The sequence below is a fragment of the Pontitalea aquivivens genome (assembly GCF_046507575.1).
GTDB lineage: Bacteria > Pseudomonadota > Alphaproteobacteria > Rhodobacterales > Rhodobacteraceae > Pontitalea > Pontitalea aquivivens.
Genome location: NZ_JBKFEY010000001.1, coordinates 553,587 through 574,501, shown reverse-complemented (window position 1 = coordinate 574,501; position 20,915 = coordinate 553,587). Strand labels below are relative to the sequence as shown.

General features: G+C 67.3%; 21 protein-coding genes and 2 tRNA genes. 9 read left to right on the top strand and 14 right to left on the bottom strand.

Annotated features, from left to right (window positions below):
• Window positions 1–11: 11 nt before the first annotated feature.
• Genes ACK8OU_RS02805 through ACK8OU_RS02795 form a run of 3 tightly spaced genes read right to left on the bottom strand, consistent with a single transcriptional unit; the run spans window position 12 to window position 3,105 of the window.
• Window positions 12–1,616, bottom strand: a complete 1,605-nt coding sequence (locus ACK8OU_RS02805; protein ID WP_410301834.1) for a carboxyl transferase domain-containing protein — start codon at window positions 1,614–1,616, stop codon at window positions 12–14.
• Window positions 1,613–1,951 (bottom strand): hypothetical protein, encoded by a 339-nt coding sequence (locus ACK8OU_RS02800; RefSeq protein WP_410301833.1) that lies wholly within the window; start codon window positions 1,949–1,951, stop codon window positions 1,613–1,615. The genes ACK8OU_RS02805 and ACK8OU_RS02800 overlap by 4 nt, the downstream gene beginning before the upstream one ends.
• Window positions 1,948–3,105, bottom strand: a complete 1,158-nt coding sequence (locus tag ACK8OU_RS02795; RefSeq protein WP_410301832.1) for an isovaleryl-CoA dehydrogenase — start codon at window positions 3,103–3,105, stop codon at window positions 1,948–1,950. Before ACK8OU_RS02795 ends, ACK8OU_RS02800 begins: the two co-directional genes overlap by 4 nt.
• Window positions 3,106–3,223: 118 nt before the next feature.
• Between ACK8OU_RS02795 and ACK8OU_RS02790 the strand changes: the two genes are divergently transcribed.
• A complete protein-coding gene (locus ACK8OU_RS02790; RefSeq protein ID WP_410301831.1) occupies window positions 3,224–3,676 on the top strand; it encodes a CreA family protein in 453 nt (150 codons plus the stop codon).
• Here the strand turns inward: ACK8OU_RS02790 and ACK8OU_RS02785 are convergent.
• Genes ACK8OU_RS02785 through ACK8OU_RS02775 form a run of 3 tightly spaced genes read right to left on the bottom strand, consistent with a single transcriptional unit; the run spans window position 3,664 to window position 6,782 of the window.
• A complete protein-coding gene (locus ACK8OU_RS02785) occupies window positions 3,664–4,848 on the bottom strand; it encodes a DegT/DnrJ/EryC1/StrS family aminotransferase (protein WP_410301830.1) in 1,185 nt (394 codons plus the stop codon). The genes ACK8OU_RS02790 and ACK8OU_RS02785 overlap by 13 nt on opposite strands.
• 4 nt (window positions 4,849–4,852) lie before the next feature.
• Window positions 4,853–6,076 (bottom strand): MFS transporter, encoded by a 1,224-nt coding sequence (locus tag ACK8OU_RS02780; protein WP_410301829.1) that lies wholly within the window; start codon window positions 6,074–6,076, stop codon window positions 4,853–4,855.
• A 40-nt stretch (window positions 6,077–6,116) separates the two neighbouring features.
• Window positions 6,117–6,782 carry an HAD family hydrolase gene (locus tag ACK8OU_RS02775; protein ID WP_410301828.1) on the bottom strand — a complete coding sequence of 222 codons (666 nt, stop codon included), beginning with the start codon at window positions 6,780–6,782 and terminating at the stop codon, window positions 6,117–6,119.
• A 103-nt stretch (window positions 6,783–6,885) separates the two neighbouring features.
• Between ACK8OU_RS02775 and glmU the strand changes: the two genes are divergently transcribed.
• Genes glmU through ACK8OU_RS02760 form a run of 3 tightly spaced genes read left to right on the top strand, consistent with a single transcriptional unit; the run spans window position 6,886 to window position 10,698 of the window.
• Window positions 6,886–8,235: a bifunctional UDP-N-acetylglucosamine diphosphorylase/glucosamine-1-phosphate N-acetyltransferase GlmU gene (glmU, locus tag ACK8OU_RS02770; RefSeq protein ID WP_410301827.1), complete on the top strand. Its 1,350-nt coding sequence runs from the start codon at window positions 6,886–6,888 to the stop codon at window positions 8,233–8,235.
• 4 nt (window positions 8,236–8,239) lie between these two features.
• The gene (glmS, locus tag ACK8OU_RS02765) at window positions 8,240–10,054 is read left to right on the top strand and encodes a glutamine--fructose-6-phosphate transaminase (isomerizing) (protein ID WP_410301825.1); all 1,815 of its coding nucleotides are present in this window, start codon (window positions 8,240–8,242) and stop codon (window positions 10,052–10,054) included.
• Window positions 10,051–10,698 carry a DNA alkylation repair protein gene (locus tag ACK8OU_RS02760; RefSeq protein ID WP_410301824.1) on the top strand — a complete coding sequence of 216 codons (648 nt, stop codon included), beginning with the start codon at window positions 10,051–10,053 and terminating at the stop codon, window positions 10,696–10,698. The genes glmS and ACK8OU_RS02760 overlap by 4 nt, the downstream gene beginning before the upstream one ends.
• A gap of 79 nt (window positions 10,699–10,777) precedes the next feature.
• On the opposite strand, the gene ACK8OU_RS02755 is transcribed toward ACK8OU_RS02760, so the two are convergent.
• The 3 genes from ACK8OU_RS02755 to ACK8OU_RS02745 form a co-directional block, all read right to left on the bottom strand.
• A tRNA-Val gene (locus ACK8OU_RS02755) sits at window positions 10,778–10,853 on the bottom strand.
• 101 nt (window positions 10,854–10,954) lie between these two features.
• Window positions 10,955–11,029: transfer RNA gene (locus ACK8OU_RS02750), tRNA-Val, on the bottom strand.
• A gap of 19 nt (window positions 11,030–11,048) precedes the next feature.
• Window positions 11,049–11,504: an HU family DNA-binding protein gene (locus tag ACK8OU_RS02745; protein ID WP_410301823.1), complete on the bottom strand. Its 456-nt coding sequence runs from the start codon at window positions 11,502–11,504 to the stop codon at window positions 11,049–11,051.
• 153 nt (window positions 11,505–11,657) lie between these two features.
• Between ACK8OU_RS02745 and ACK8OU_RS02740 the strand changes: the two genes are divergently transcribed.
• The 5 genes from ACK8OU_RS02740 to ACK8OU_RS02720 all read left to right on the top strand — a co-directional run bounded on the left by ACK8OU_RS02740 (window position 11,658) and on the right by ACK8OU_RS02720 (window position 15,865).
• On the top strand, window positions 11,658–12,173 hold the full coding sequence (locus ACK8OU_RS02740) for an alkylphosphonate utilization protein (protein ID WP_410301822.1): 516 nt from the start codon (window positions 11,658–11,660) through the stop codon (window positions 12,171–12,173).
• A 104-nt stretch (window positions 12,174–12,277) separates the two neighbouring features.
• Window positions 12,278–12,481: a hypothetical protein gene (locus ACK8OU_RS02735; protein ID WP_410301821.1), complete on the top strand. Its 204-nt coding sequence runs from the start codon at window positions 12,278–12,280 to the stop codon at window positions 12,479–12,481.
• A 269-nt stretch (window positions 12,482–12,750) separates the two neighbouring features.
• Window positions 12,751–13,179: a rhodanese-like domain-containing protein gene (locus tag ACK8OU_RS02730; protein WP_410301820.1), complete on the top strand. Its 429-nt coding sequence runs from the start codon at window positions 12,751–12,753 to the stop codon at window positions 13,177–13,179.
• Between the two features lie 37 nt (window positions 13,180–13,216).
• Complete coding sequence (locus tag ACK8OU_RS02725) at window positions 13,217–15,589, top strand: methyl-accepting chemotaxis protein (protein ID WP_410301819.1); 2,373 nt, start codon at window positions 13,217–13,219, stop codon at window positions 15,587–15,589.
• 63 nt (window positions 15,590–15,652) lie between these two features.
• A complete protein-coding gene (locus ACK8OU_RS02720) occupies window positions 15,653–15,865 on the top strand; it encodes a hypothetical protein (RefSeq protein WP_410301818.1) in 213 nt (70 codons plus the stop codon).
• Between the two features lie 188 nt (window positions 15,866–16,053).
• Here the strand turns inward: ACK8OU_RS02720 and ACK8OU_RS02715 are convergent, their stop codons facing one another.
• From ACK8OU_RS02715 to ACK8OU_RS02695, 5 genes are all read right to left on the bottom strand, one after another.
• Window positions 16,054–17,721 (bottom strand): thiamine pyrophosphate-dependent enzyme, encoded by a 1,668-nt coding sequence (locus ACK8OU_RS02715; RefSeq protein WP_410301817.1) that lies wholly within the window; start codon window positions 17,719–17,721, stop codon window positions 16,054–16,056.
• A 17-nt stretch (window positions 17,722–17,738) separates the two neighbouring features.
• Window positions 17,739–17,897 (bottom strand): hypothetical protein, encoded by a 159-nt coding sequence (locus tag ACK8OU_RS02710; protein WP_410301816.1) that lies wholly within the window; start codon window positions 17,895–17,897, stop codon window positions 17,739–17,741.
• Between the two features lie 9 nt (window positions 17,898–17,906).
• Window positions 17,907–19,430: an L-piperidine-6-carboxylate dehydrogenase gene (amaB, locus tag ACK8OU_RS02705; protein ID WP_410301815.1), complete on the bottom strand. Its 1,524-nt coding sequence runs from the start codon at window positions 19,428–19,430 to the stop codon at window positions 17,907–17,909.
• A gap of 73 nt (window positions 19,431–19,503) precedes the next feature.
• On the bottom strand, window positions 19,504–20,235 hold the full coding sequence (locus ACK8OU_RS02700) for an aspartate/glutamate racemase family protein (protein WP_410301814.1): 732 nt from the start codon (window positions 20,233–20,235) through the stop codon (window positions 19,504–19,506).
• A 9-nt stretch (window positions 20,236–20,244) separates the two neighbouring features.
• Window positions 20,245–20,910 carry an amino acid ABC transporter permease gene (locus ACK8OU_RS02695; RefSeq protein WP_410301813.1) on the bottom strand — a complete coding sequence of 222 codons (666 nt, stop codon included), beginning with the start codon at window positions 20,908–20,910 and terminating at the stop codon, window positions 20,245–20,247.
• Window positions 20,911–20,915: the final 5 nt, after the last annotated feature.

Below are 20,915 nucleotides of genomic sequence, written 5' to 3'. Positions count from 1 at the left end.
AGGCGAAAAGTTTACATCCGGAACACACCGAAGCGCGTGGGTTCGATCGGCGCGCAAAGGGCGGCGGACAGCGACAGGGCCAGCACCTCGCGCGATTTGCGCGGATCGATGATGCCGTCGTCCCACAGCCGCGCCGAGGCGTAGAGCGGGTGGCTTTGGCGGTCGAACATCTCGATCGTGGGGCGCTTGAATTCGGCCTCGTCCTCGGGCGACCAGGTGCCGCCCTTGCGCTCGATCCCGTCGCGGCGGACGGTGGCCAGAACGCCCGCGGCCTGTTCGCCGCCCATGACCGAAATGCGCGAATTGGGCCAGGTCCACAGGAAGCGGGGCGAATAGGCCCGGCCCGCCATGCCATAGTTGCCCGCGCCGAAAGAGCCGCCGACCAGCATGGTGACTTTCGGCACATTCGTCGTGGCCACCGCCGTCACCATCTTGGCGCCGTGACGGGCGATGCCTTCGTTTTCATATTTGCGCCCGACCATGAAACCGGTGATGTTTTGCAGGAAGACCAGCGGGATCAACCGCTGCGAGCAAAGCTCGATGAAATGCGCGGCCTTTTGCGCGGCCTCGGAAAACAGCACACCGTTGTTGGCGACAAGGCCCACCGGGCAGCCCTTCACATGGGCAAAGCCCGTGACCAGCGTTTCGCCGAAGCGGGGTTTGAATTCATCGAAGCGCGAGCCGTCGACAAGACGTGCGATCACCTCGCGGATGTCATAGGGGGTGCGAAGATCCGCCGGAACGACGCCGAGGATCTCTTCGGGGTCATAGGCGGGGTCTTCGGGGCTTTGCCAGACCACCGTCTGCGGCTTGCGCCGGTTGAGGTGTTCGACCGCGCGCCGCGCCAGTGCCAGCGCATGGGCGTCATCCTCGGCCAGGTAGTCGGCCACACCCGACAGGCGCGTGTGCACATCGCCCCCGCCCAGATCCTCGGCCGAGACGATCTCACCCGTTGCCGCCCGCACCAGCGGCGGGCCCGCCAGGAAAATCGTGCCCTGTTCCCTGACGATGACCGTCACATCCGACATTGCCGGCACATAGGCCCCGCCCGCGGTACAAGACCCCATCACCACGGCGATCTGGGGGATGCCCTTCGCGCTCATCCTTGCCTGGTTGTAGAAGATGCGGCCGAAATGGTCGCGATCGGGAAAGACCTCGTCCTGGTTGGGCAGGTTGGCGCCGCCGCTGTCCACCAGATAGACGCAGGGCAGCGCGCATTCCTCGGCGATTTCCTGCGCGCGCAGATGTTTCTTGACGGTCATCGGAAAATAGGTGCCGCCCTTCACCGTGGCGTCATTGGCCAGCACCATCACCTCTTGCCCCATCACGCGGCCGATGCCCGCGATCAGGCCCGCACCGGGGGCCGCGCCGCCATACATGTCATGCGCTGCCGTCACGCCGATTTCCAGGAAGGGCGATCCCGGGTCCAGCAGCCCCGCCACCCGGTCGCGGGGCGCCATCTTGCCGCGCGCGACATGGCGGGCGGTCGCATCGGATCCGCCACCCGCGCTGGCGGCGGCGGCGGCCTGGGCCACGGTATCGAGCATCGCCAGATGCGCGGCGCGGTTGGCGCGGAAGGTTTCCGAGCCGACGAGGGCCGAGGAGCTGAGTTTCATCGCAATATCTCCTTGCCGTGGGGGGCACTGTGTCCATTTCGTGACGCGCGGTGCGAAAGGCGTGGTTCTTGATCCAGGTCACAGCCGCAGTTCGCGCAGATGGTCTGCGCGGTTTCAACCGTATGCGTGGGGAAACAAGACAGATCCTCTCTGCCCTTCTGCTGTAGACCGCCGCCCCGACCATCGGCGCCGATATTGGCGCCGCCGCGATCGACCCGCTGGTGGCGAATGTCGCCCATGTCGTGACGTTCTGATCGCATCGCGGCAAGCCCCTGGGGGCGCGGCGTCAGGCCGCACCCTTTTTCATCATGGGCCGGGGCGCGCCGGGCGATCATTGCGCCAGCAGCTCGCGCCCGATCAGCATCCGGCGGATTTCGCTGGTGCCCGCGCCGATTTCCATCAGCTTGGCATCGCGGAACAGGCGGCTGACGACCGAATCGTTCAGGAACCCCGCGCCGCCCAGCGCCTGCACCGCCTGATGGGCCTGCACCATCGCCTGTTCGCTGGCGTAAAGCACCGCGCCCGCCGCATCCTGTCGGGTCACCTGGCCACGGTCGCAGGCGCGGGCGACTTCATAGACATAGGCGCGGGCGGTGTTCATCGCCACATACATGTCGGCGACCTTGCCCTGCATCAGCTGGAAATTCCCGATCGGCTGGCCGAATTGTTCGCGGCTTTGCGCATAGGGCACGACCTCATCCAGGCAGGCGGCCATGATGCCGGTGCCGATGCCCGACAGCACCACGCGTTCGTAATCCAGCCCCGACATCAGCACCCGCACGCCACGGCCTTCCGCGCCCAGCACGTTTTCGGCAGGCACCTCGCAATTGTCGAAGAAAAGCTGCGCCGTGTTCGATCCGCGCATGCCCAGCTTGTCGAAATGCGGGCTGGTGGAAAAGCCCTTGAAGCCGCGTTCCACGATGAAGGCGGTGATGCCCTTGCTGCCCGCCGCCGGGTCGGTCTTGGCATAGACCACCAGCGTGTCGGCATCGGGCCCATTGGTGATCCAGTATTTGTGACCGTTGAGCACATAATGATCGCCGCGCTTTTCGGCACGCAGGCCCATGCCCACGACGTCCGATCCCGCGCCCGTCTCGCTCATGGCCAGGGCGCCGATCTGCGCCCCGGAAATCAGCCCGGGCAGGTATTTGCGTTTCTGCGCATCGGTTCCGTTCAGCTTGATCTGGTTGACGCACAGGTTGGAATGCGCGCCATAGGACAGGCTGACCGAGGCCGAGGCGCGGGCGATTTCCTCGGTGGCGATGACATGGGCCAGATAGCTCATGCCGGCGCCGCCATATTCCTCGGGCACCGTGATGCCCAGCAGGCCCAGATCGCCCATTTCCCGCCACAGGTCGTTGGGGAAGGCATTGGCACGGTCGACTTCGGCCGCGATCGGCCTGATGCGATCCTGCGCCCAGCGATGCACCATGTCGCGCAGGCTGTTCACATCCTCGCCCAGATCGAAGCTCATGGAAGCGGTGAACATCGGTTTCCTCCCCATTATTGAACGCTTGTTCATTTATGGGCATGATGCCTGAGTCGCGTCAAGTCTTGCGAAAGCCCGTCCATCTGTCATCCTTGGCGCATCAACCGAAGGAACCGCGATGCGCCCCGCCCTGCCCATCCTTGCCGCACTGTTGCTTGCCCCCCTGCCCGTCACGGCCGAGGTCGTGGGCCGCGTCGGGGTGGATTGGGTGGGCAATGATGTGGTGGTCGAATCGATCCCCGACCCCAAGGTCGCGGGCGTTACCTGCCATGTCGCCTATTTCGACCGATCGGTGATCGACAGGCTGCGGCAGGGCAACTGGTTCGAGGATCCGTCCAACGCCGCCATTTCCTGCCGCCAGACCGGGCCGATCGTGCTGGGCGACATCGACCGGGGCCGCGATGGCGAGACGGTCTTTTCCGAAAGCCGCTCGCTGATCTTCAAGTCGCTGCGCGTGACGCGGATCTATGACGCGGCGAACCGGACGCTGATCTACCTGACCCATGCCAATGAGGTCGCCGAAGGTTCGGCCAAGATGGCGATTTCCACGGTGCCGCTTTACGAACCCTGACGCGCCTCGGCGTCGATGATGCGGGCGATCAGGGCACAATCCCGGGGCGCAAAGGTCAGCGGCAGGCGCAGGTCGATCAGCCCGGCCAGCACGGCATCGGTTTTCGGCAGGGCTTGCGCGGGGGCATAGCGCCAGCTGTCATGGCGCGAGGTGAAGGCCACGGGATCCGCCGCGCCGAACCATTTCAGTTCCACCCCGCGGGCCGCGCAGCGCGCGATGAAACCGGTGATCCGCGCGGGCGCCCAGCCGGGCAGGCGAAACTGAAAGGACGAACCCACGAACGCCTCGGCCTGCGGGCGGGGGATCGGCGTCAGGCCCGGCGTCGTGGCCAGCCCCGCCTCGATCGCGCGGTAAAGGGTGGTCCAGCGCGCGATCTGCCCGGGCAGGCGCGCCAGCTGCGGGCGCAGGATCGCCGCGCGCAGGTTGTCCATCCGCCCGGATATGTTGGGGGTCGTCCATTTCAGCGTCTCGAACGCCTCGGGCGGCGGGGCGGCGCGGTGGCGGGAATACAGCATGTAGCTGCCCGACATCAGGATCATCCGCGCCATCAGGTCGGCATCGTCGCTGACGATCAGCCCACCCTCGCCGGAATTCATGTGCTTGTAGGTCTGGGTGGAATAGCAGCCGATCACCCCGTGCCGGCCTGACGGGGTGCCCGCCCAGGCCGCGCCCATCGTGTGCGCGCAATCCTCGATCACCGTCAGGCCATGGGCGCGGGCAATTTCCATCAGCGCGTCCATGTCGCAGATATGGCCGCGCATGTGCGACAGCAGCAACACCCGCGCCTGCCCCGCCCTGGCCGCCAGATCGTCAAGGTCGATGGTCAGCGCGCCGGTCGTTTCCACGAACAGCGGCGTGGCGCCAAGGCTGGCGATCGCGCCGGGCACCGGGGCCAGCGTGAAGGCATTGGTCAGCACCGCATCCCCCGGCCCCACGCCCACCGCGCGCAACGCGGTTGCCAGCGCATAGCCGCCCGAGGCCACGGCAAGGCAATAGCGCGCGCCGGTGAACGCGGCAAAGTCTTCCTCCAAAGCCGCGGCCTCGCCCGCCTCGTCCGGGGCCAGGTTGTAGCGGTGCAGCCGGCCGTGGCGCAGCACCGCCAGCGCGGCCGCGACCGCATCATCGGGGATCGGTTCCTGCTGGGTAAAGCTGCCGGTGAAACGCTCGGTCACGGGATCACTCCTTGGCGATGTCGCGCGGCACCGCGATCGCGAACAGCGCAAGCGCCCCCGCCAGCACCACGGCGGCAATGAAAAAGGCGATGTCGGGCGAGGTCACCGGCGCCTCGGGCGACAGGAAATAGCCGAAAACCTGCGCAAAGAAAACCGTGCCCGCCAGCAGCGCCAGATTGGTCGCGGCCGCCAGCCCGCCCTGCAACGCGCCCTGCGCATCCTCGGGCACGGCGCGCGACATCAGCGCGGTCAGCATCGGGTGCACGAATCCCTCGGGGCCGTGGATCACCAGCAGCACCAGCACCGCCCAAAGGCCACCCGCCAGCCCATAGCCCACCGCCGCCAGCGCCGCGATGACCAGCCCCGCCAGCGCCACCCGCCATTCCCCCCACAGCCGCACCGCAGGCCCCGTCAGCACCCCCTGAAACCCCGCCATCACCAGCCCGAAGCCGGCAAGCGTGACACCCACCACCAGCTCGGACCAGCCGAACTTGGCCATCCCCCAAAAGGCCCAGATCGCCGGATAGACCGCCGAGCCAAAGAAATAGACCGCCAGCACCGCCGCCATCGGCACCACCCCGCGATAGCGCAGAAAGACGCGCAGCGCGCCGAAGGGGTTGGCCTGGGCCAGCCGGAAGGGGCGGCGCTTTTCCGGCGGCAGCGTTTCAGGCAGGACGATCAGGCCATAGATCAGGTTCAGCCCCGAAATCGCCGCCGCCGCATAGAACGGCACGCGCGGGCCCAGTTCGCCCAGCATGCCGCCGATCGCCGGGCCCAGCACGAAGCCCAGGCCGAAGGCCGCCCCCATCAGGCCAAAGGCGCGCGCGCGCCCCTCGGGCGGGGTCACGTCGGCCAGAAAGGCCGCCGCGATCACATGCGAGGCCCCGCAGATCCCCGCGATCACCCGGCCCACAAACAGCCAGCCGATTGACGGCGCAAAGGCGTGGAACAGATAGTCCAGCCCCAGCCCGCCAATCGCCAGCAGCAACAAGGGCCGGCGCCCGAAACGGTCCGACAGGTTGCCCATCAGCGGCGCGCAGGCGAACTGCGCCAGGCTGAAGGCGGCAAACATCCAGCCCCCGATCAGCGCGGCCTGCGCCAGCCCCATCTGTCCCACCTCGCCGATCAGCCGCGGCAGCACCGGGATCACCAGGCCAAACCCCACCATGTCCAGAAAGACCGCGACCAGCACGAAGGTCACCGCATGGCGGCTGGGGGCTTGGGTCATCTGGTATCCCGTGGATCGAAAGGGCGGTATGACTGGGGGGTCAGGCGGGGCCGGTCAGGCTTTGGGCCAGGGCGGGCAGGTCGTCATAATGATGCAACAACGCCTCGGGCGAAAGCCGTTCGATCGCGCGCCCCTCGGGACCGAAGGTCACCAGCGCGCAAGGCACGCCGGCGGCGCGCGCGGTGTCGCGGTCGGTCCGGGTGTCGCCGATCAGGATCGAGCGGGCCAGCGTGCCGCCCGCCCCGGCCACGGCGGCGCGATAGGGGGCGGGGTCGGGCTTGCGCACCGGCAAGGTGTCGGCGCCGATCAGGCTGGAAAACAGATCCGTCACGCCCAGACGGCGGATCAGTTCGCGGGCCAGACCTTCGGGCTTGTTGGTGCAGATGCCGGTGGCGAAACCGGCCGCGCGCAGGGCGGTAACCGCCTGCACCGCGCCGGGGTAAAGCCGGGTGTGGGTGTCGATATGGGCACCGTAATGATCCAGCAGCGTGCGATAATCCGCCTCGGGCACCTCATCGGGCAGGCCCGCGCGGCCATAGCCCAGCCGCAGCATCGCCCGCCCGCCGTGAAAGGCGGTCAGCGCATCGGCCACCGGGTCCAGCAGATCGCCCAGGCCCCGCGCGCGAAAGACGGCATTGGCCGCGGCCACCAGATCGGCCGAGGTATCGGCCAGCGTGCCATCAAGGTCAAAGATCACGGTCCGCATCGGTGCCCTTTCGTAACAGGGCGAAAGGTTGCGTGAGGTGGCTCCCCTTGCGGCCCGTGGTTGCATGGGTAAAACGGGAACGAGCAGAAGAAAAGGCATCATCATGGCAATCGCGCTGATCATTCTGGCCGCAGGCCAGGGAACCCGCATGAATTCGGACCTGCCCAAGGTGCTGCACCGGCTGGGGGCGGCGCCGCTGGTGGCGCATGCGCTGGCGGCTGGCCGCGCGCTGGACCCCGAACGCGTGATCGTGGTGGCCGGTCACGGTGCCGGTCAGGTGACCCGGGCGGTCAACGCGCTTGACCCGCAGGCGCAGGTGGTGATCCAGGCCGAACAGCTGGGCACCGGCCATGCGGTCGCACAGGCCCTGCCCGCGCTGGCCGGTTTCGATGGCCGCGTGCTGGTGCTTTACGGCGATACCCCCTTCATCCGGCCCGAGACGCTGGAACAGCTGCAGGCCAGCACCGCCGATATCACCGTTCTGGGCTTTGAGGCCGCCGATCCGGGCCGCTATGGCCGGCTGATCGCGCGCGGGGCTGACCTGGACCGGATCGTGGAATTCAAGGATGCAACCGATGCGGAACGCGCGGTAACCCTTTGCAATTCCGGCGTGATCGCCTGCAATGCGCATCTTCTGGCAAACCTGGTCGATGGCCTGTCGAACGACAATGCCGCGGGCGAATACTACCTGACCGACATCGTCGCCGCGGCGCGCGCGCAGGGCCTGTCGGCCAGCGTCGTCACCTGCCCCGAGTCCGAGACGCTGGGCATCAACACCCGCGCCGAACTGTCCCGCGCCGAGGCGATGTTTCAGGCCCGCATGCGCGCCGAGGCAATGGACAACGGCGTCACCCTGACCGCCCCCGACACCGTCTTCTTCGCGCTCGACACCTTCATCGGGCGCGATGCGGTGATCGGGCCGAATGTGGTCTTTGGCCCCGGCGTCACCATCGAAAGCGGCGCCGAAATCCTGGCCTTCTGCCATCTGGAGGGCTGCCATATCTCGCGCGGGGCCACCGTCGGCCCCTTTGCCCGGCTGCGCCCCGGCGCGGAACTGTCCGAAGATGTGCATGTCGGCAATTTCGTCGAGATCAAGAACAGCCTGCTGGCCGAGGGCGTCAAGGTCGGTCACCTGACCTATCTGGGCGATGCCGATGTGGGCGAAGCCACGAATATCGGCGCAGGCACGATCACCTGCAATTACGACGGGGTGATGAAGCACCGCACCACGATCGGCGCCAATGCCTTCATCGGGTCCGACACGATGCTGGTGGCCCCCGTCACGGTGGGCGATGGCGCGCTGACCGGATCGGGATCGGTCATCACCCAGGACGTGCCCGCGGGCGCCGTCGCGCTGGGGCGGGCAAAACAGCTTGTCAAACCCGGCCTTGCCGGAAAACTCTTTGAAAAGCTGCGGGCTGAAAAGGCGCGGCGCAGCGCGAAAAAGGATTGAACCCATGTGCGGTATTGTCGGCGTTCTGGGCAGCCATGAAGCCGCCCCCCTTCTGGTCGAGGCCCTGAAGCGGCTGGAATATCGCGGCTATGACAGCGCGGGCATCGCCACGGTGAACGCCGGCCGGCTGGACCGGCGGCGCGCGGTGGGCAAGCTGGTGAACCTGTCGGACCTGCTGGTGCATGACCCGCTGGCGGGCAAGGCGGGGATCGGGCACACCCGCTGGGCCACCCATGGCGCGGCCACCACCGACAATGCCCATCCGCACCGGTCGGGCCCGGTGGCGGTGGTTCACAACGGCATCATTGAAAATTTCCGCGATCTGCGCGCGGAACTGGCCAGCGCCGGGCTGACCCCGGAATCGGAAACCGACACCGAAACCGTGGCGCTGCTGACGCGGATGTACATGGATCTGGGCTTTGCCCCGCGTGAGGCGGCGGTGGCCACGCTGAAACGGCTGGAAGGCGCCTTTGCCCTGCTGTGGCTGTTCGAGGGCGAGGATGACCTGATGATCGCCGCGCGCAAGGGCAGCCCGCTGGCGATCGGCCACGGCCAGGGCGAGATGTTCGTGGGCTCGGACGCGATCGCGCTGGCGCCGATGACCGATACGATCACCTACCTGGAAGAGGGCGACCATGCCTTCATCACCCGCCGCGGCGCCGAGATCCTTGACGCCGAGGGCCGCCGTGCCAACCGCGAGATGGTGCGCATCGAGGCCGGTCAGGCCCAGGTGGAAAAGGCCGGCTACAAGCATTTCATGGCCAAGGAAATCGCCGAACAGCCCGCCGTACTGGGCGATGCGCTGCGCCATTACGTCACCGGCGAAGGCCTGAACCTGCCCGAGGGGCTGGATTTTTCCGGGCTGGACCGGCTGACGCTGGTGGCCTGCGGCACCGCCCATTACGCCTGCGCGGTTGCGAAATACTGGTTCGAAAGCCTGGCCGGCCTGCCCTGCGAAATCGACGTGGCGTCCGAATTCCGCTATCGCGAGCCGCCGATCCCGGCGAAAAGCTGGGCGGTCTTTGTCAGCCAGTCGGGCGAAACCGCCGATACGCTGGCGGCGCTGCGCTATTGCACGGGGCGGGTGGAAAAGACGCTGGCGGTGGTCAACGTCCCCACATCCTCGATCGCGCGCGAGGCGGGGGTGGTGCTGCCGATCCTGGCCGGGGTCGAGGTGGGCGTGGCATCGACCAAGGCCTTCACCTGCCAGCTGCTGGTGCTGGCACTGCTGGCGCTGAAGGCCGGGCGCGACCGGGGCCGGATCGACGATGCGGCCCTGGCCGATCACCTGGCAACCCTGCGCGCGCTGCCGGGGCTGATGAACACCGCACTTGCCACATCCGATGACACAGCGGCCCTGGCCGAACGGCTGGCCGAGGCGCAGGATGTGCTGTTCCTGGGCCGCGGGCCGCTGTATCCCCTGGCGCTGGAAGGTGCGCTGAAACTAAAGGAAATCAGCTATATACACGCCGAAGGTTATGCATCGGGCGAACTGAAACACGGGCCGATCGCGCTGATCGACCGATCGGTTCCGGTGGTGGTCTTTGCGCCCCATGACCGGCTGTTCGACAAGACCGTGTCCAACATGCAAGAGGTGATGGCCCGCCACGGCCAGGTGCTGCTGGTTTCCGATGCGCGCGGCCTGCGGGCGGCGGCCGAGGGCACCTGGGCGCAGCTGAAGATGCCCGAGGTGGCCGAACCCTTCGCCCCGATCCTGTATGCCCTGCCCGCCCAGCTGCTGGCCTATCACACCGCGGTCGCCAAGGGCACCGACGTGGATCAGCCGCGCAACCTGGCCAAATCGGTGACGGTCGAATGACCGGGCCCGAGGCGCTGGATGCGCTGATGGCGCTGGCCGGTCCGGCGGCGGCCCCGGCCCGATCCCCGGGCACGCGCCGCCGGCTGAATGTGCCCGCGCCGCAGCTTGACGCGCTGGTCGGCCAATGGCGCGCGGCGCTGGACGTGCCGGGCCGGGTGGCCCTGGCGCACGCCCTGTGGGAAACGGGCGTGCACGAGGCGGCGATTGCCGCGGCCAAGCTGCTGACCCAGGCCCGGATGCGCCCTGACGATGCCGCCTGGGCCCTGATCGCGGATTGGGTCCCCGGCCTTGACGACCCCGTGCTTGCCGATCACGCCGCGCGCGCGGGCGCGCGGCGGCTGGTGGCGGATCCCGCCCGGCTGGATCAGGTCGCGGCGTGGCTGGACCACCCCACCCCGCTGACACGCCGCGCCGCGCTGGACATGACCCTGCCCTGGGCCCGGCTGAACCACCCCAAGCCTGCGGATCTGGCCATCCGCGACCGGATCCTGGGCTGGTGCGCACAACTGGCACGGGATGGCGACGCACAGCCGCGCCAGGCGGTGAACGGCTGGCTGCGCATCCTGGCCAAACACGATGCCGCGCAGGCCCGCGCCTGGACCGCCACCCATGGTCCCGCCACCCTTGGTCCCACGGTGCCCTGACCGGACTGCGGGGCCGGGATCACACCGTTCCCGACGGGGTTTTGGGGCGGTGGGTATTTGGGACGGTGCGTTGAAGGGGTGGTGGGTGATGAGAGACTCGAACTCCCGACATCCTCGGTGTAAACGAGGCGCTCTACCAACTGAGCTAATCACCCTGTACGCCGCGTTCTAGCCCAGGTCACGGGTGACACGCAAGCCCCTGAAACCGCCGCGAAAATGGAAAAGCGCGCCGATCTGGCGCGCTTTTCGGAAATGATGGTGGGCGATAACGGATTTGAACCGCTGACATCTTCGATGTGAACGAAGCGCTCTACCGCTGAGCTAATCGCCCGGTGGCGTGGCTTTTAGACTCAGTCATCGCCCTCTGCAAGCCCCCCCGGCAGAGAAATCTGCGCCTTTTCGGAACGGCCCGCCGGAACCTCGGCCAGGTCTGTCGCGGGGACGCCACGGCGCAGTTTGACAACGATCCGCGCGCCACCGGCGTCGGGCGTGCTGCGGCTGACGCGCAGCTTGCCCAGCGGCGGCAACGACAGGGCTTCGCCGCGCGCCAGCGCCTCGCCCAGAACCTTCAGCGTGGCCTCGGCAATGCTGCGGGCATCGGGCTTGCGCGCGCCGCTTTCGGCGATCACGCGGTCCAGAAAATCCTTCTTGCGCAGCACCGGGGCAGCCGGCTTGTCAGCGACCGTGGTGGCGGGGATGGATTCGGGGATGGGTTCGGCGGCCGGCTGGGGTGCGGATGCCGCCTTGCGCGCCGCGGTGGTCCTGGGCGCGGATTTCGTGGCGGATTTGGTTGAAGATTTTACCATACTTTCAAACTCGCTGATCGGGTACCTGCACGCCAGCTTATGCGCACCCCGATCCGCGCGCCACCGCATTTGCGCGCGCCTTACCCGCGGCGTGGACAAGACCCCCGCCGGGGTGTAACCGCTGGACCCGACCCAAGCGGAAAGGACCCTGCCATGCCCACCTGCAGCCTGTGCCATGCCAAGGACGCAAGCCCCGTCGCGGTGGCGCCGCGCACCGATTCGGTCCAGCTTTGCGCAACCTGCCGCGCCGGCGCCGAATCCGGCCCCGAGGATACGCCCCACTGGCGCTGCCTGAACGATGCGATCTGGTCCGAGGATCCCGCCGTCAAGGTGCTGGCCTGGCGGCTTTTGAAGGCACTGCCGGGTGCGCCCTGGGCGCGCGACCTGCTGGACATGGCCTATCTGGACCCGGACCTGCAGGCCTGGGCCGAGGCCGCCATCACCGATGCCCCTGCGGTGGTCCACCGCGATTGCAACGGCGCGGTGCTGCAACAGGGCGACACAGTGACGCTGATCAAGGATCTTCCGGTCAAGGGCGCCGGCTTTACCGCCAAGCGCGGCACCGCGGTGCGCAACATCGCGCCGGTCCCTGACAACGCGGGCCAGATCGAAGGCCGGGTCGAAGGCCAGCGCATCGTCATCCTGACCGAATTCGTGAAGAAGGCCTGACCGCCCCCGGCAGTTATCCCCGGGCGCCCCCCCGACGCAGCGCACTTGTGCCGGGCGTCTGGGCGCGCTAGACCAGCCCCGACGATATCGGCAGAGGGATCACCATGGATTACGGGAAATCAGGCTCGCCGAAACAGCGCAAGGATGCGCCGCGCCATGCCGAACACAATGCCAAGGGCAGCACCAGGAACCCCTTTGGCGATCAGTCCCGCAAATCCGAGCTGCTGGCCCGGATGAAGGCGGCTGCCGGGGCCCGGGCCTGCGCGGACCAACCCGCCGCCGACGCCGCCGACAGGGACAAGCCCTGACCGGCCCTCTCGCAGGGCAATTGGCGCCGCGGGGCCGATACCCCACCACTCCCCTGCCATAAGGTCCGGGCGCGCGCGCGACCGCGATGATCGGCGCGCCAGCCACCGGCACGGGCCGCATAAAGGCTGCGTTAACCGCAAGTCGGAAAACGCCAAAGCCATCGGCGTCCCTTCACCATCCCTTAAGCGGTCTTGATCCAGTCTGGCGCCCCGGGCATGGCGGCGGGTCTTTGCACCCGCCCCGCACCCCGCCATTTTTGGAGAGTATCATGACACGCCTTTTCCCCTCCCTCGCCACCGCAATCGGCCTGACGCTGGTCCCGCTGGCCGCGCTGGCCGCGGAATCGCCCACGGTCGTTCCCGGGGCCACCACCGTCACGGCCCAAGAGGCCTTCGCGCTGTTCGAACAGGGCGTAGCCTTCATCGACGTGCGCAAGGCATCCGACTTCGCCGCGGGACGCATCCCGGGGGCCGTGCACCTGGACCACCCCGGCAACACGGCCCCCAGCAACTTCACCGGGGAAAGCCTTGGCGCCGTCGTGGGCAAGACCGACCCTGTCGTCATCTATTGCAACGGCCATTCCTGCCTGCGTTCGTCCGAGGCCAGCACGCTTGCCGTCGGCTGGGGCTACAGCGCCGTCAACTATTTGCGCGATGGCTACCCCGCCTGGGAAGCCGCCGGTTTCCCGATCGAATGATCGGACGCACGAAAACCTGACCAGAAAGGACGTGGCCATGACGCTTTCGAACCGGATAGTCATCGGGGTCTGTCTTCTTGCGATCCTGCTTCTGGCAGGATTCGGCGGCAGCGGGACATTGATCCTGAACCGGGTCGAAGGCGCCTTGCTGCGTCAGAACGGGGCAAGCCTTGGCGCTGCGGCGCTGGCCGTGATCCGGCGCGGCGAAAGGACACTGGCCACCCATGGCCTGACCCTCGCCCGCGATCAGGAAACCATCGCGGCGCTGGCGCGCGGCGATACCAGGACCGCGGCGGACTTGTTGGCCTCGACCTTCAACCGCATCGCGGCTTCGGGCGAGGTGTCTGGCCTTCGCATCTATGATGTGGCGGGCCAGCTTGCGGTGGCCTTCCCCGCCTCGGACAGCCCCGTCCCCCCGGATCCTGTGCCGGTGCCGGTGCCGGTGCAGAAGGTTCTGTCCAGCGGACAGCGGTCCTTCGATATTGCCCTGATCGAGGCCGAAACCTATGCCGCCGCCTATGCCTTTCCGCTGCTGAACGGTCGCGAACGGATCGGCGTGGCGCTGCTGTCGCTGGATGTGGCCGCCACCCTGCCCGAGATTGCCGGTGCGATTGCCGGCACCGCCCTGCTGACCTCGGTCGATGCCACGGGCGCGGTCCAGCTGATCGCCGCGGCCCAGCCCGTGATGGATGCCGACGGCACGCAAACCACTGCAGCCCAGCCGTCCGCCCCAGGCCCGACCCCCGAAGACCTGGCCCGGAAGGCACGACCCCTGTCCGTCATCGGGGCCGAACCTTCGGCGGTGATCCAGGCTGGTGGCCGATCCTTTGTCGCAACGGGCACCCCCCTTGGCCCAGGCGCGACAAACCGCGATATCCAACTGATACTGCTGACAGATTTCACCGATCAGAATGCCGCCAGGTCCGCCGCGATCCGCACCGCGCTGGCGGCCATGACCGGGACGGCGCTGATCCTGCTTGTGGCAATGCTGGTCTGGCTGCGCGGCCAGATGCGTCCATTGAAGGACATCACGCAGGCCCTGCTGGCCGTGTCACGCGGGGAAACACCCGCACGGCGTGCCGCGCCCCGGGCCGCGCGCGAAATTGCTGACCTGGGCAGCGCGATGGATGTCTTCCTGCGCCAGGCCGAGGCGCTGGCCGAGGAAACCCGCCGCGCCGAACAGCAATCACAGGAAATCGCCAGCCAGGCGACGGTGCTGGAGGCCCAGGCCCGCGCCGAGGCCGAACGCCGCGCCGCCGAAGCCGAACGCCTGTCGGAAGCCGCCCGCGAGGCCGGGGCGCAACGTGACCGCGAACGCCGCGCCGCCGAAGAAATCGCGGCGGTCGTCGAGGCCTGCGCGGCGGGCGATTTTTCGCGCCAGCTTCGGATTGACGACAAGACCGGCATCTTCGCCGATCTCTGCGACGGCATGAACCGGATCGGCGAGGCCGCAAACGACGGACTTGGCGCTGTGCGCACCGCGCTTGATCATCTTGCGCAGGGCGATCTGACACATCGCATGCCCGATCATTTTCAGGGGGTCTTTGCCGAAATCGGCACGCGGATGAACGCGACCACGGACACCCTGTCGCGGATTCTGGGCAATATTTCACTTTCCTCCACCACGGTCGACAGTTCGGCCCGCGAAATCTCGGGGGCCGCTGACGATCTGGCGCAGCGCAGCGAAACCAATGCAGCGATGCTGGAAGAAACCGCTTCAGCCATCGAAGAGATGTCCGCCTCTGTCAAATCCGCCGCCACCTCGGCAGAAATTGCCCGCATCGCGGTCGAACGGATCGCAACCGAGGCGATCACGGGTCGGGATGTGGTCAGCAAAGCGGTCCACGCGATGGATGAGATCAAGGCCTCGTCCGATTCCATCGGCGGGATCTTGCAGGTCATCGACGAAATCGCGTTCCAGACCAACCTGCTGGCGCTGAACGCGGGCGTCGAGGCCGCGCGCGCCGGCGAAGCCGGTCGCGGCTTCGCTGTCGTCGCAAGCGAGGTGCGGTTGCTGGCGCAGCGTTCATCCGAGGCAGCCCGCGAAATCTCGGCCCTCATCGACACATCAAGGGGCAATGTGCAACGCGGCGTCGCCCTTGTGCATGATTCCGGCACCGCGCTGAAGGGAATCGTCGCCGGGGTCGAGGATGTTGCCCACAAGATCCGCGAAATCGTGACAGCTGCAACCGAAACCGCCACCGGAATTGCCGAAATCTCCAACGCCACCAATGAACTCGACCGCACGACACAGCGCAATGCAGCCATTTTTCAACAAGCCAACGCCGCTGCCCGTGCGCTGCAGGGCGAAGCCGAAATCCTTGCCGACGCCGTCGCGATCTTCAAACTGGAAAACCCTGAAGTGACCGGGCCGGATGTGGCGATATTCGCGTCAAGCCGCGCGGCCTGAGCCGACCTGCAACCCAGCCAAGACCCTTACGCCCATATCCTCAAGGACGAGAGGGTCGCAACCATGACGAAATTCGGCACTTTTGCGACGGAGAACAAAAATGGCAACGCGAAAGCCGTCGCCTGGGTCAAGGCATCCACACATGACCTCTTCGGCGGGTTTTCACTCAGCCGCGGTCGGGATTTTGCCAGAACGTTCACCAATATCCGCCTTGAAACGTGTCACCTGCAAGATCGCGACGACCGCGGCGTGCAGCCACCGGTTTTCAGGGCATAACCTGATCGACCGTTCCGGGCATGGCCATCACCCAAAGCTTGACCGCTGACGATTACCGCCAAAACTTTTGGCAAGATCATTGATTTGCCAATCAATCAGGGATCTGCGGCGATGGCCGGGCCCGGGATGCCCCCGGCAAGGGAAGACATGGCAAAACGCACTGCCTTTCCCCGCTCGGTGATCCCGGATCAGCCCCTTTTCAGCGCGGTTTCACGCATATGGCTCAGGGTCTGGCGCGGGGTGATCGCCTCGGGCGCGATCACCAGATCCAGCACCGCGCCGGTCGGTGACGCCAGCGCCCGGTCAAAGGCGGCGGCGAAGGCGCCGGTGGTCTCGACCCGCTCGGCGTGAAAGCCGTAGGCCCGTGCCAGCATCACGAAATCGGGGTTCTGCGCCATCGTCGTGCCGGATACGCGGGCGGGATAGTTGCGTTCCTGATGCGCACGGATCGTACCGTAGATGCCGTTGTTCAGGATCAGAACGATCGGCTGCGCACCGGCCTGCAAGGCGGTGGCAAGTTCGGTGCAGTTCATCTGGAAATCGCCATCACCCGCGAAACAGACCACGGTGCGGCCGGGCTCGGCCACCTTGGCCGCGATGGCCGCACACAGGCCATAACCCATCGCCCCCGCCTGCGGCGCCAGCAGCCGCGCCTTCGGCCCGAACCGGAAGAACTTGTTGGGCCAGACGGTGAAATTGCCCGCGCCATTGGTCAGGATCACATCCCCGGGCAGGACCTGCCGCAGATGGGCGCAGACCTTGCCCATATCCACGGGCGAGGGCTGATCGGGCAGATCAAAGCCCGTCTCATAGGCGGCACGCCCCGCGGCCCGCCAGGCGGCCCAGGGACCGCGCACCGGCGCCAGCCCGGCCAGGGCTGCGGCAAAGGCATTGGGGCCCGCGTGGATGCCAAGGGCGGGGCGATAGATCTTGCCGATCTCCAGATCGGACCCATGCACATGGATGATTTTCTGCCGTGGCTGCGGCACGTCGAACAGGGTGTAGCCGTCGGTCGAATTCTCGCCAAAGCGGTTGTTGATCGCCAGGATCACATCGGCGTCGCGCAGCAGCGCCTTGACCGAGGCCACCATGCCCACGCCCGCCTCGCCGCAAAAGCTGGCCGAGGTGTTGTCATACATGTCCTGATAACGAAAGACCGACACAACGGGAATGTCGCTGGCTTCGGCAAAGGCCTGCACCTGCGCCATCGCCCCGGCCTTCCAGTTGCAACCGCCATACAGGATCAACGGACGCTCGGCCCCGGCCAGCAGGTCGCGCAGCCGCGTCATCGTATCTGGCGCGGGGACGGGTTCGGTCATCTCGACCGGGCCGGTCAGCGCGGGGGTGTCGGTCAGCGTGGTCAGCATGTCTTCGGGCAGCGCGATCACCACCGGGCCGGGGCGGCCGCTGGTCGCCATCGTCCAGGCGCGCGAGACGATCTCGGGGATGCGCCCGACCTGGTCGATTTCCACCGCCCATTTCGCCATCGTGCCGAAGACGGCCCTGTAATCCAGTTCCTGAAACGCCTCGCGTCCCTTCATGTCGGTGCCGACCTGACCCACGAACATCAGCATCGGCGCGCTGTCCTGCATCGCCGTATGCACCCCGATCGCGGCATTGGTGGCGCCGGGCCCGCGCGTGACCATGCAGATGCCCGGCTGACCCGTCAGCTTGCCCCAGGCCGCCGCCATGAAGCCCGCGCCGCCCTCATTCCGGCACATCACGAAATCCAGCGTTCCGGCGGTGTCATGCAGCGCATCCAGCACCGCCAGATAGCTTTCCCCCGGAACCCCGAATGCCTTGCGCACGCCCAGCGCGACCAGACATTCCACAAGCAGCGTTCCACCGTTTCGCATGATATGTTCCTTTCGGGTCAGACGGCCAGGGCCGCGGGGCGCAGGCTTGCGACGGCGCGGGCGATGCGGGCCAGCGCCTTGGCCAGCGCCGCCGCCCGGGCCGAGACCCCGAGAATCTCGGATACGCCAAGATCCGCAACCCGCGCGGCGGGCCGGAAAGGGGTGGTGCCGGTCATGGCCCGCCCTCAGATGTCGAACTTGACGCCCTGCGCCAGCGGCAGGGTGCGACCGAAGTTGATCGTGTTGGTGGCGCGGCGCATATAGCCCTTCCACGCGTCCGAGCCGCTTTCGCGCCCGCCGCCGGTTTCCTTTTCGCCGCCAAAGGCGCCGCCGATTTCCGCACCCGAAGGCCCGATGTTGACATTGGCGATGCCGCAATCCGACCCCGCGGCGGAAACGAACAGCTCGGCCTCGCGCAGGTCATTGGTGAAGCAGGACGACGACAGGCCCTGCGGCACGTCGTTCTGCGCGGCCAGCGCCTCGGCAAAGTCGGTGTAGCGCATCACATACAGGATCGGGGCAAAGGTTTCCTCCAGAACCGGGCCGGTCTGGGCGGGCATTTCGACCAGCGCGGGGCGGACGTAGAAGGCATCCGGCCCGGCACCATCCTGCCGGTCGCCCCCCGTCACCGCGCCGCCCGCCGCACGCGCGGCGGCCAGGGCGGCCTGCATCGCGTCAAACGCCGCCTTGTCGATCAGCGGACCGACCAGCGTGCCGGTGGCCAGCGGCGATCCGACCGGAACCGAGGCATAGGCCGCCTTCAGCCGCCCGACCAGCTGGTCATAAATGCTGTCATGCACGAACAGGCGGCGCAGCGTGGTGCATCGCTGCCCCGCCGTGCCCATCGCCGCAAAGGCCACGCCACGCAGCGTCAGTTCCAGATCCGCGCTGGGGGCCACGATCGCGGCGTTGTTGCCGCCCAGTTCCAGGATCGACCGGCCGAACCGCGCCGCGACCCGGGGGCCCACCGCACGCCCCATCCGCGTCGACCCGGTCGCCGAGATCACCGGAACCTTCGGATGATCCACCAGCAATTCGCCCAGATCGCGCCCGCCGACCAGCACCGCGCTGACACCTTCGGGGCAGCTGTGGCCCGCTGCACGGAAACGGTCGATGGCGCGCGCCAGGATCGCCTCGCAGGCCAGCGCCGTCAGCGGGGTCTTTTCCGACGGCTTCCACACCACCGCGTCACCGCAGACCAGCGCCAGCGCCGCGTTCCAGGACCAGACCGCGACAGGGAAGTTGAACGCCGAGATCACGCCGACCACGCCCGCCGGATGCCAGGTTTCCATCATCCGGTGCGCGGGGCGTTCGGTGGCGATGGTCAAGCCATACAGCTGGCGCGACAGGCCCACGGCAAAGTCGCAGATGTCGATCATCTCCTGCACCTCGCCCAGGCCTTCCGAAGTGACCTTGCCCGCCTCGACCGACACCAGCCGGCCCAGATCGGCCTTGGCGGCGCGCAGTTCCTCGCCCAGCAGGCGCACCAGTTCACCGCGCTGAGGCGCGGGCACCAGCCGCCAATCCAGAAAGGCGCGGTGGGCGGCCCCGATCGCGGCGGCGGCCTCGGCCGGGGTGTCCTCGCGCAGGGTGCAAAGGGTTTCGCCGGTGATCGGGGTGCGCGCGACAAGCTGCCCGTCGCGCAGCCGCGCCGGGGCGACGCCCAGACCGGACAAAAGGGCCATCGTTTCCCGGGGCAGCTGGTTCATCGGATGCATGGGTGGGTTCCTTTCAGGTAAGCGGGGTGCCGGCGCGAAGGCGGCGGTTCAAAGATCACGCAGGCTACATCGCGCCCTGATAGCGGCGCGCAACGACGGCGCGTTCGACCTGGGTGATCATGGTGTTGAAATCAAAGACGGGGCGGCCGGTGGCCTGCTGCACGGCCTGCGCATAGGGCGGCAGGTCGGAACATTCCAGCAGGATCGCGCCGACCTGGGGGTGATCGGCCACCAGACGGCGGGCGACCGCGCAGACCTCGGCCTCGATCGCGCCGCTGTTCAGCGTGCCTTTTTCCTCAAGGATGGCGCTGCGGAATTCGGCGCATCCCTCCATCCCGGCGATGCGCAGCGGGATGCCCGCGTCCACGCCGCAGGCCGCGAAATGCGCGGGCGTCAGGCGCGCGGCATTGGCGGTGATGATGCCCACGGGCCGCCCGGTGATCTGCGCGATGAAGGGGATCTGCAGCAAGGGCGACAGGAACACGGGAATATCCAGCGCGGCGGCGACCTGCGGCTGAAAGATCGCCATGAAGCCACAGGCCCCCGTCACCGCCTTGACACCCCGGGCCTGCAATTCCAGCGCCCCGGCGATGAAGGGGCCGGCCAGCGTCGGATCGCACTGGTTCAGCAGCCGGTCGATCGAGGCGCCCTCGACCTCATGATAGCGCACGGGAAAGGGGTAGCTGGTGGCGTTTCCGACATTGCCGGGCACGCAAGGATAGGCGGCGTCCAGGATCAGGATACCGATGCTTTCGCCATACCAGGATTGGCTTTTGCGGGTGATTGCATAGACCATGATTATCCTTCAGATCGCCAGACGCCGCAGGATGCGCCGTTCCAGAACCGCCACCAGCCGCGTCAGCGGAAAGGCGACAAGGAAGTAGATCAGCGCGATGGCGGTGAACACCTCGACCGGGCGCGCGGTGCGGTTCGAGATGGTCGACCCGATGAACATCAGTTCGGCCATGCCCACCGCCGAAATCAGCGCGCTTTCCTTGAACAGCCCCACCCCGTTGGACAGCAGCACCGGCACCGCGCGCAGAACCGCCTGCGGCAGCAGCACATGCACCGTGCGCACCCAGGGGGTCAGCCCCAGCGCATGGGCCGCATCATATTGTTCGCGCCCGATCGACTTCAGCCCCGACCGAAAGCTTTCCGACATGACCGCACCGCCATAAAGCGACAGGCAGACCACCGCCGAGGTGAAATTGGACAGTTCCGTCCCCAGAAAGATCGGCAGGCAGTAAAAGATCCAGAACAGTTGCACCAGAACCGGCGTGCCGCGAAAGAACTCGACATACAGCGTCGCCGCCCAGGCCACCGGCTTGATCCGTGACCCGCGCAACAGCGCCAGCACGAAGCCCAGCACCAGCGCAAGGCCAAAGCAGATCACCGTCAGCTGCAGCGTCGTACCCAGGCCCATCAACAGGGCCTCATGGTATTTCGACAGGAAAGAGAAATCGATCTTCATGCTGC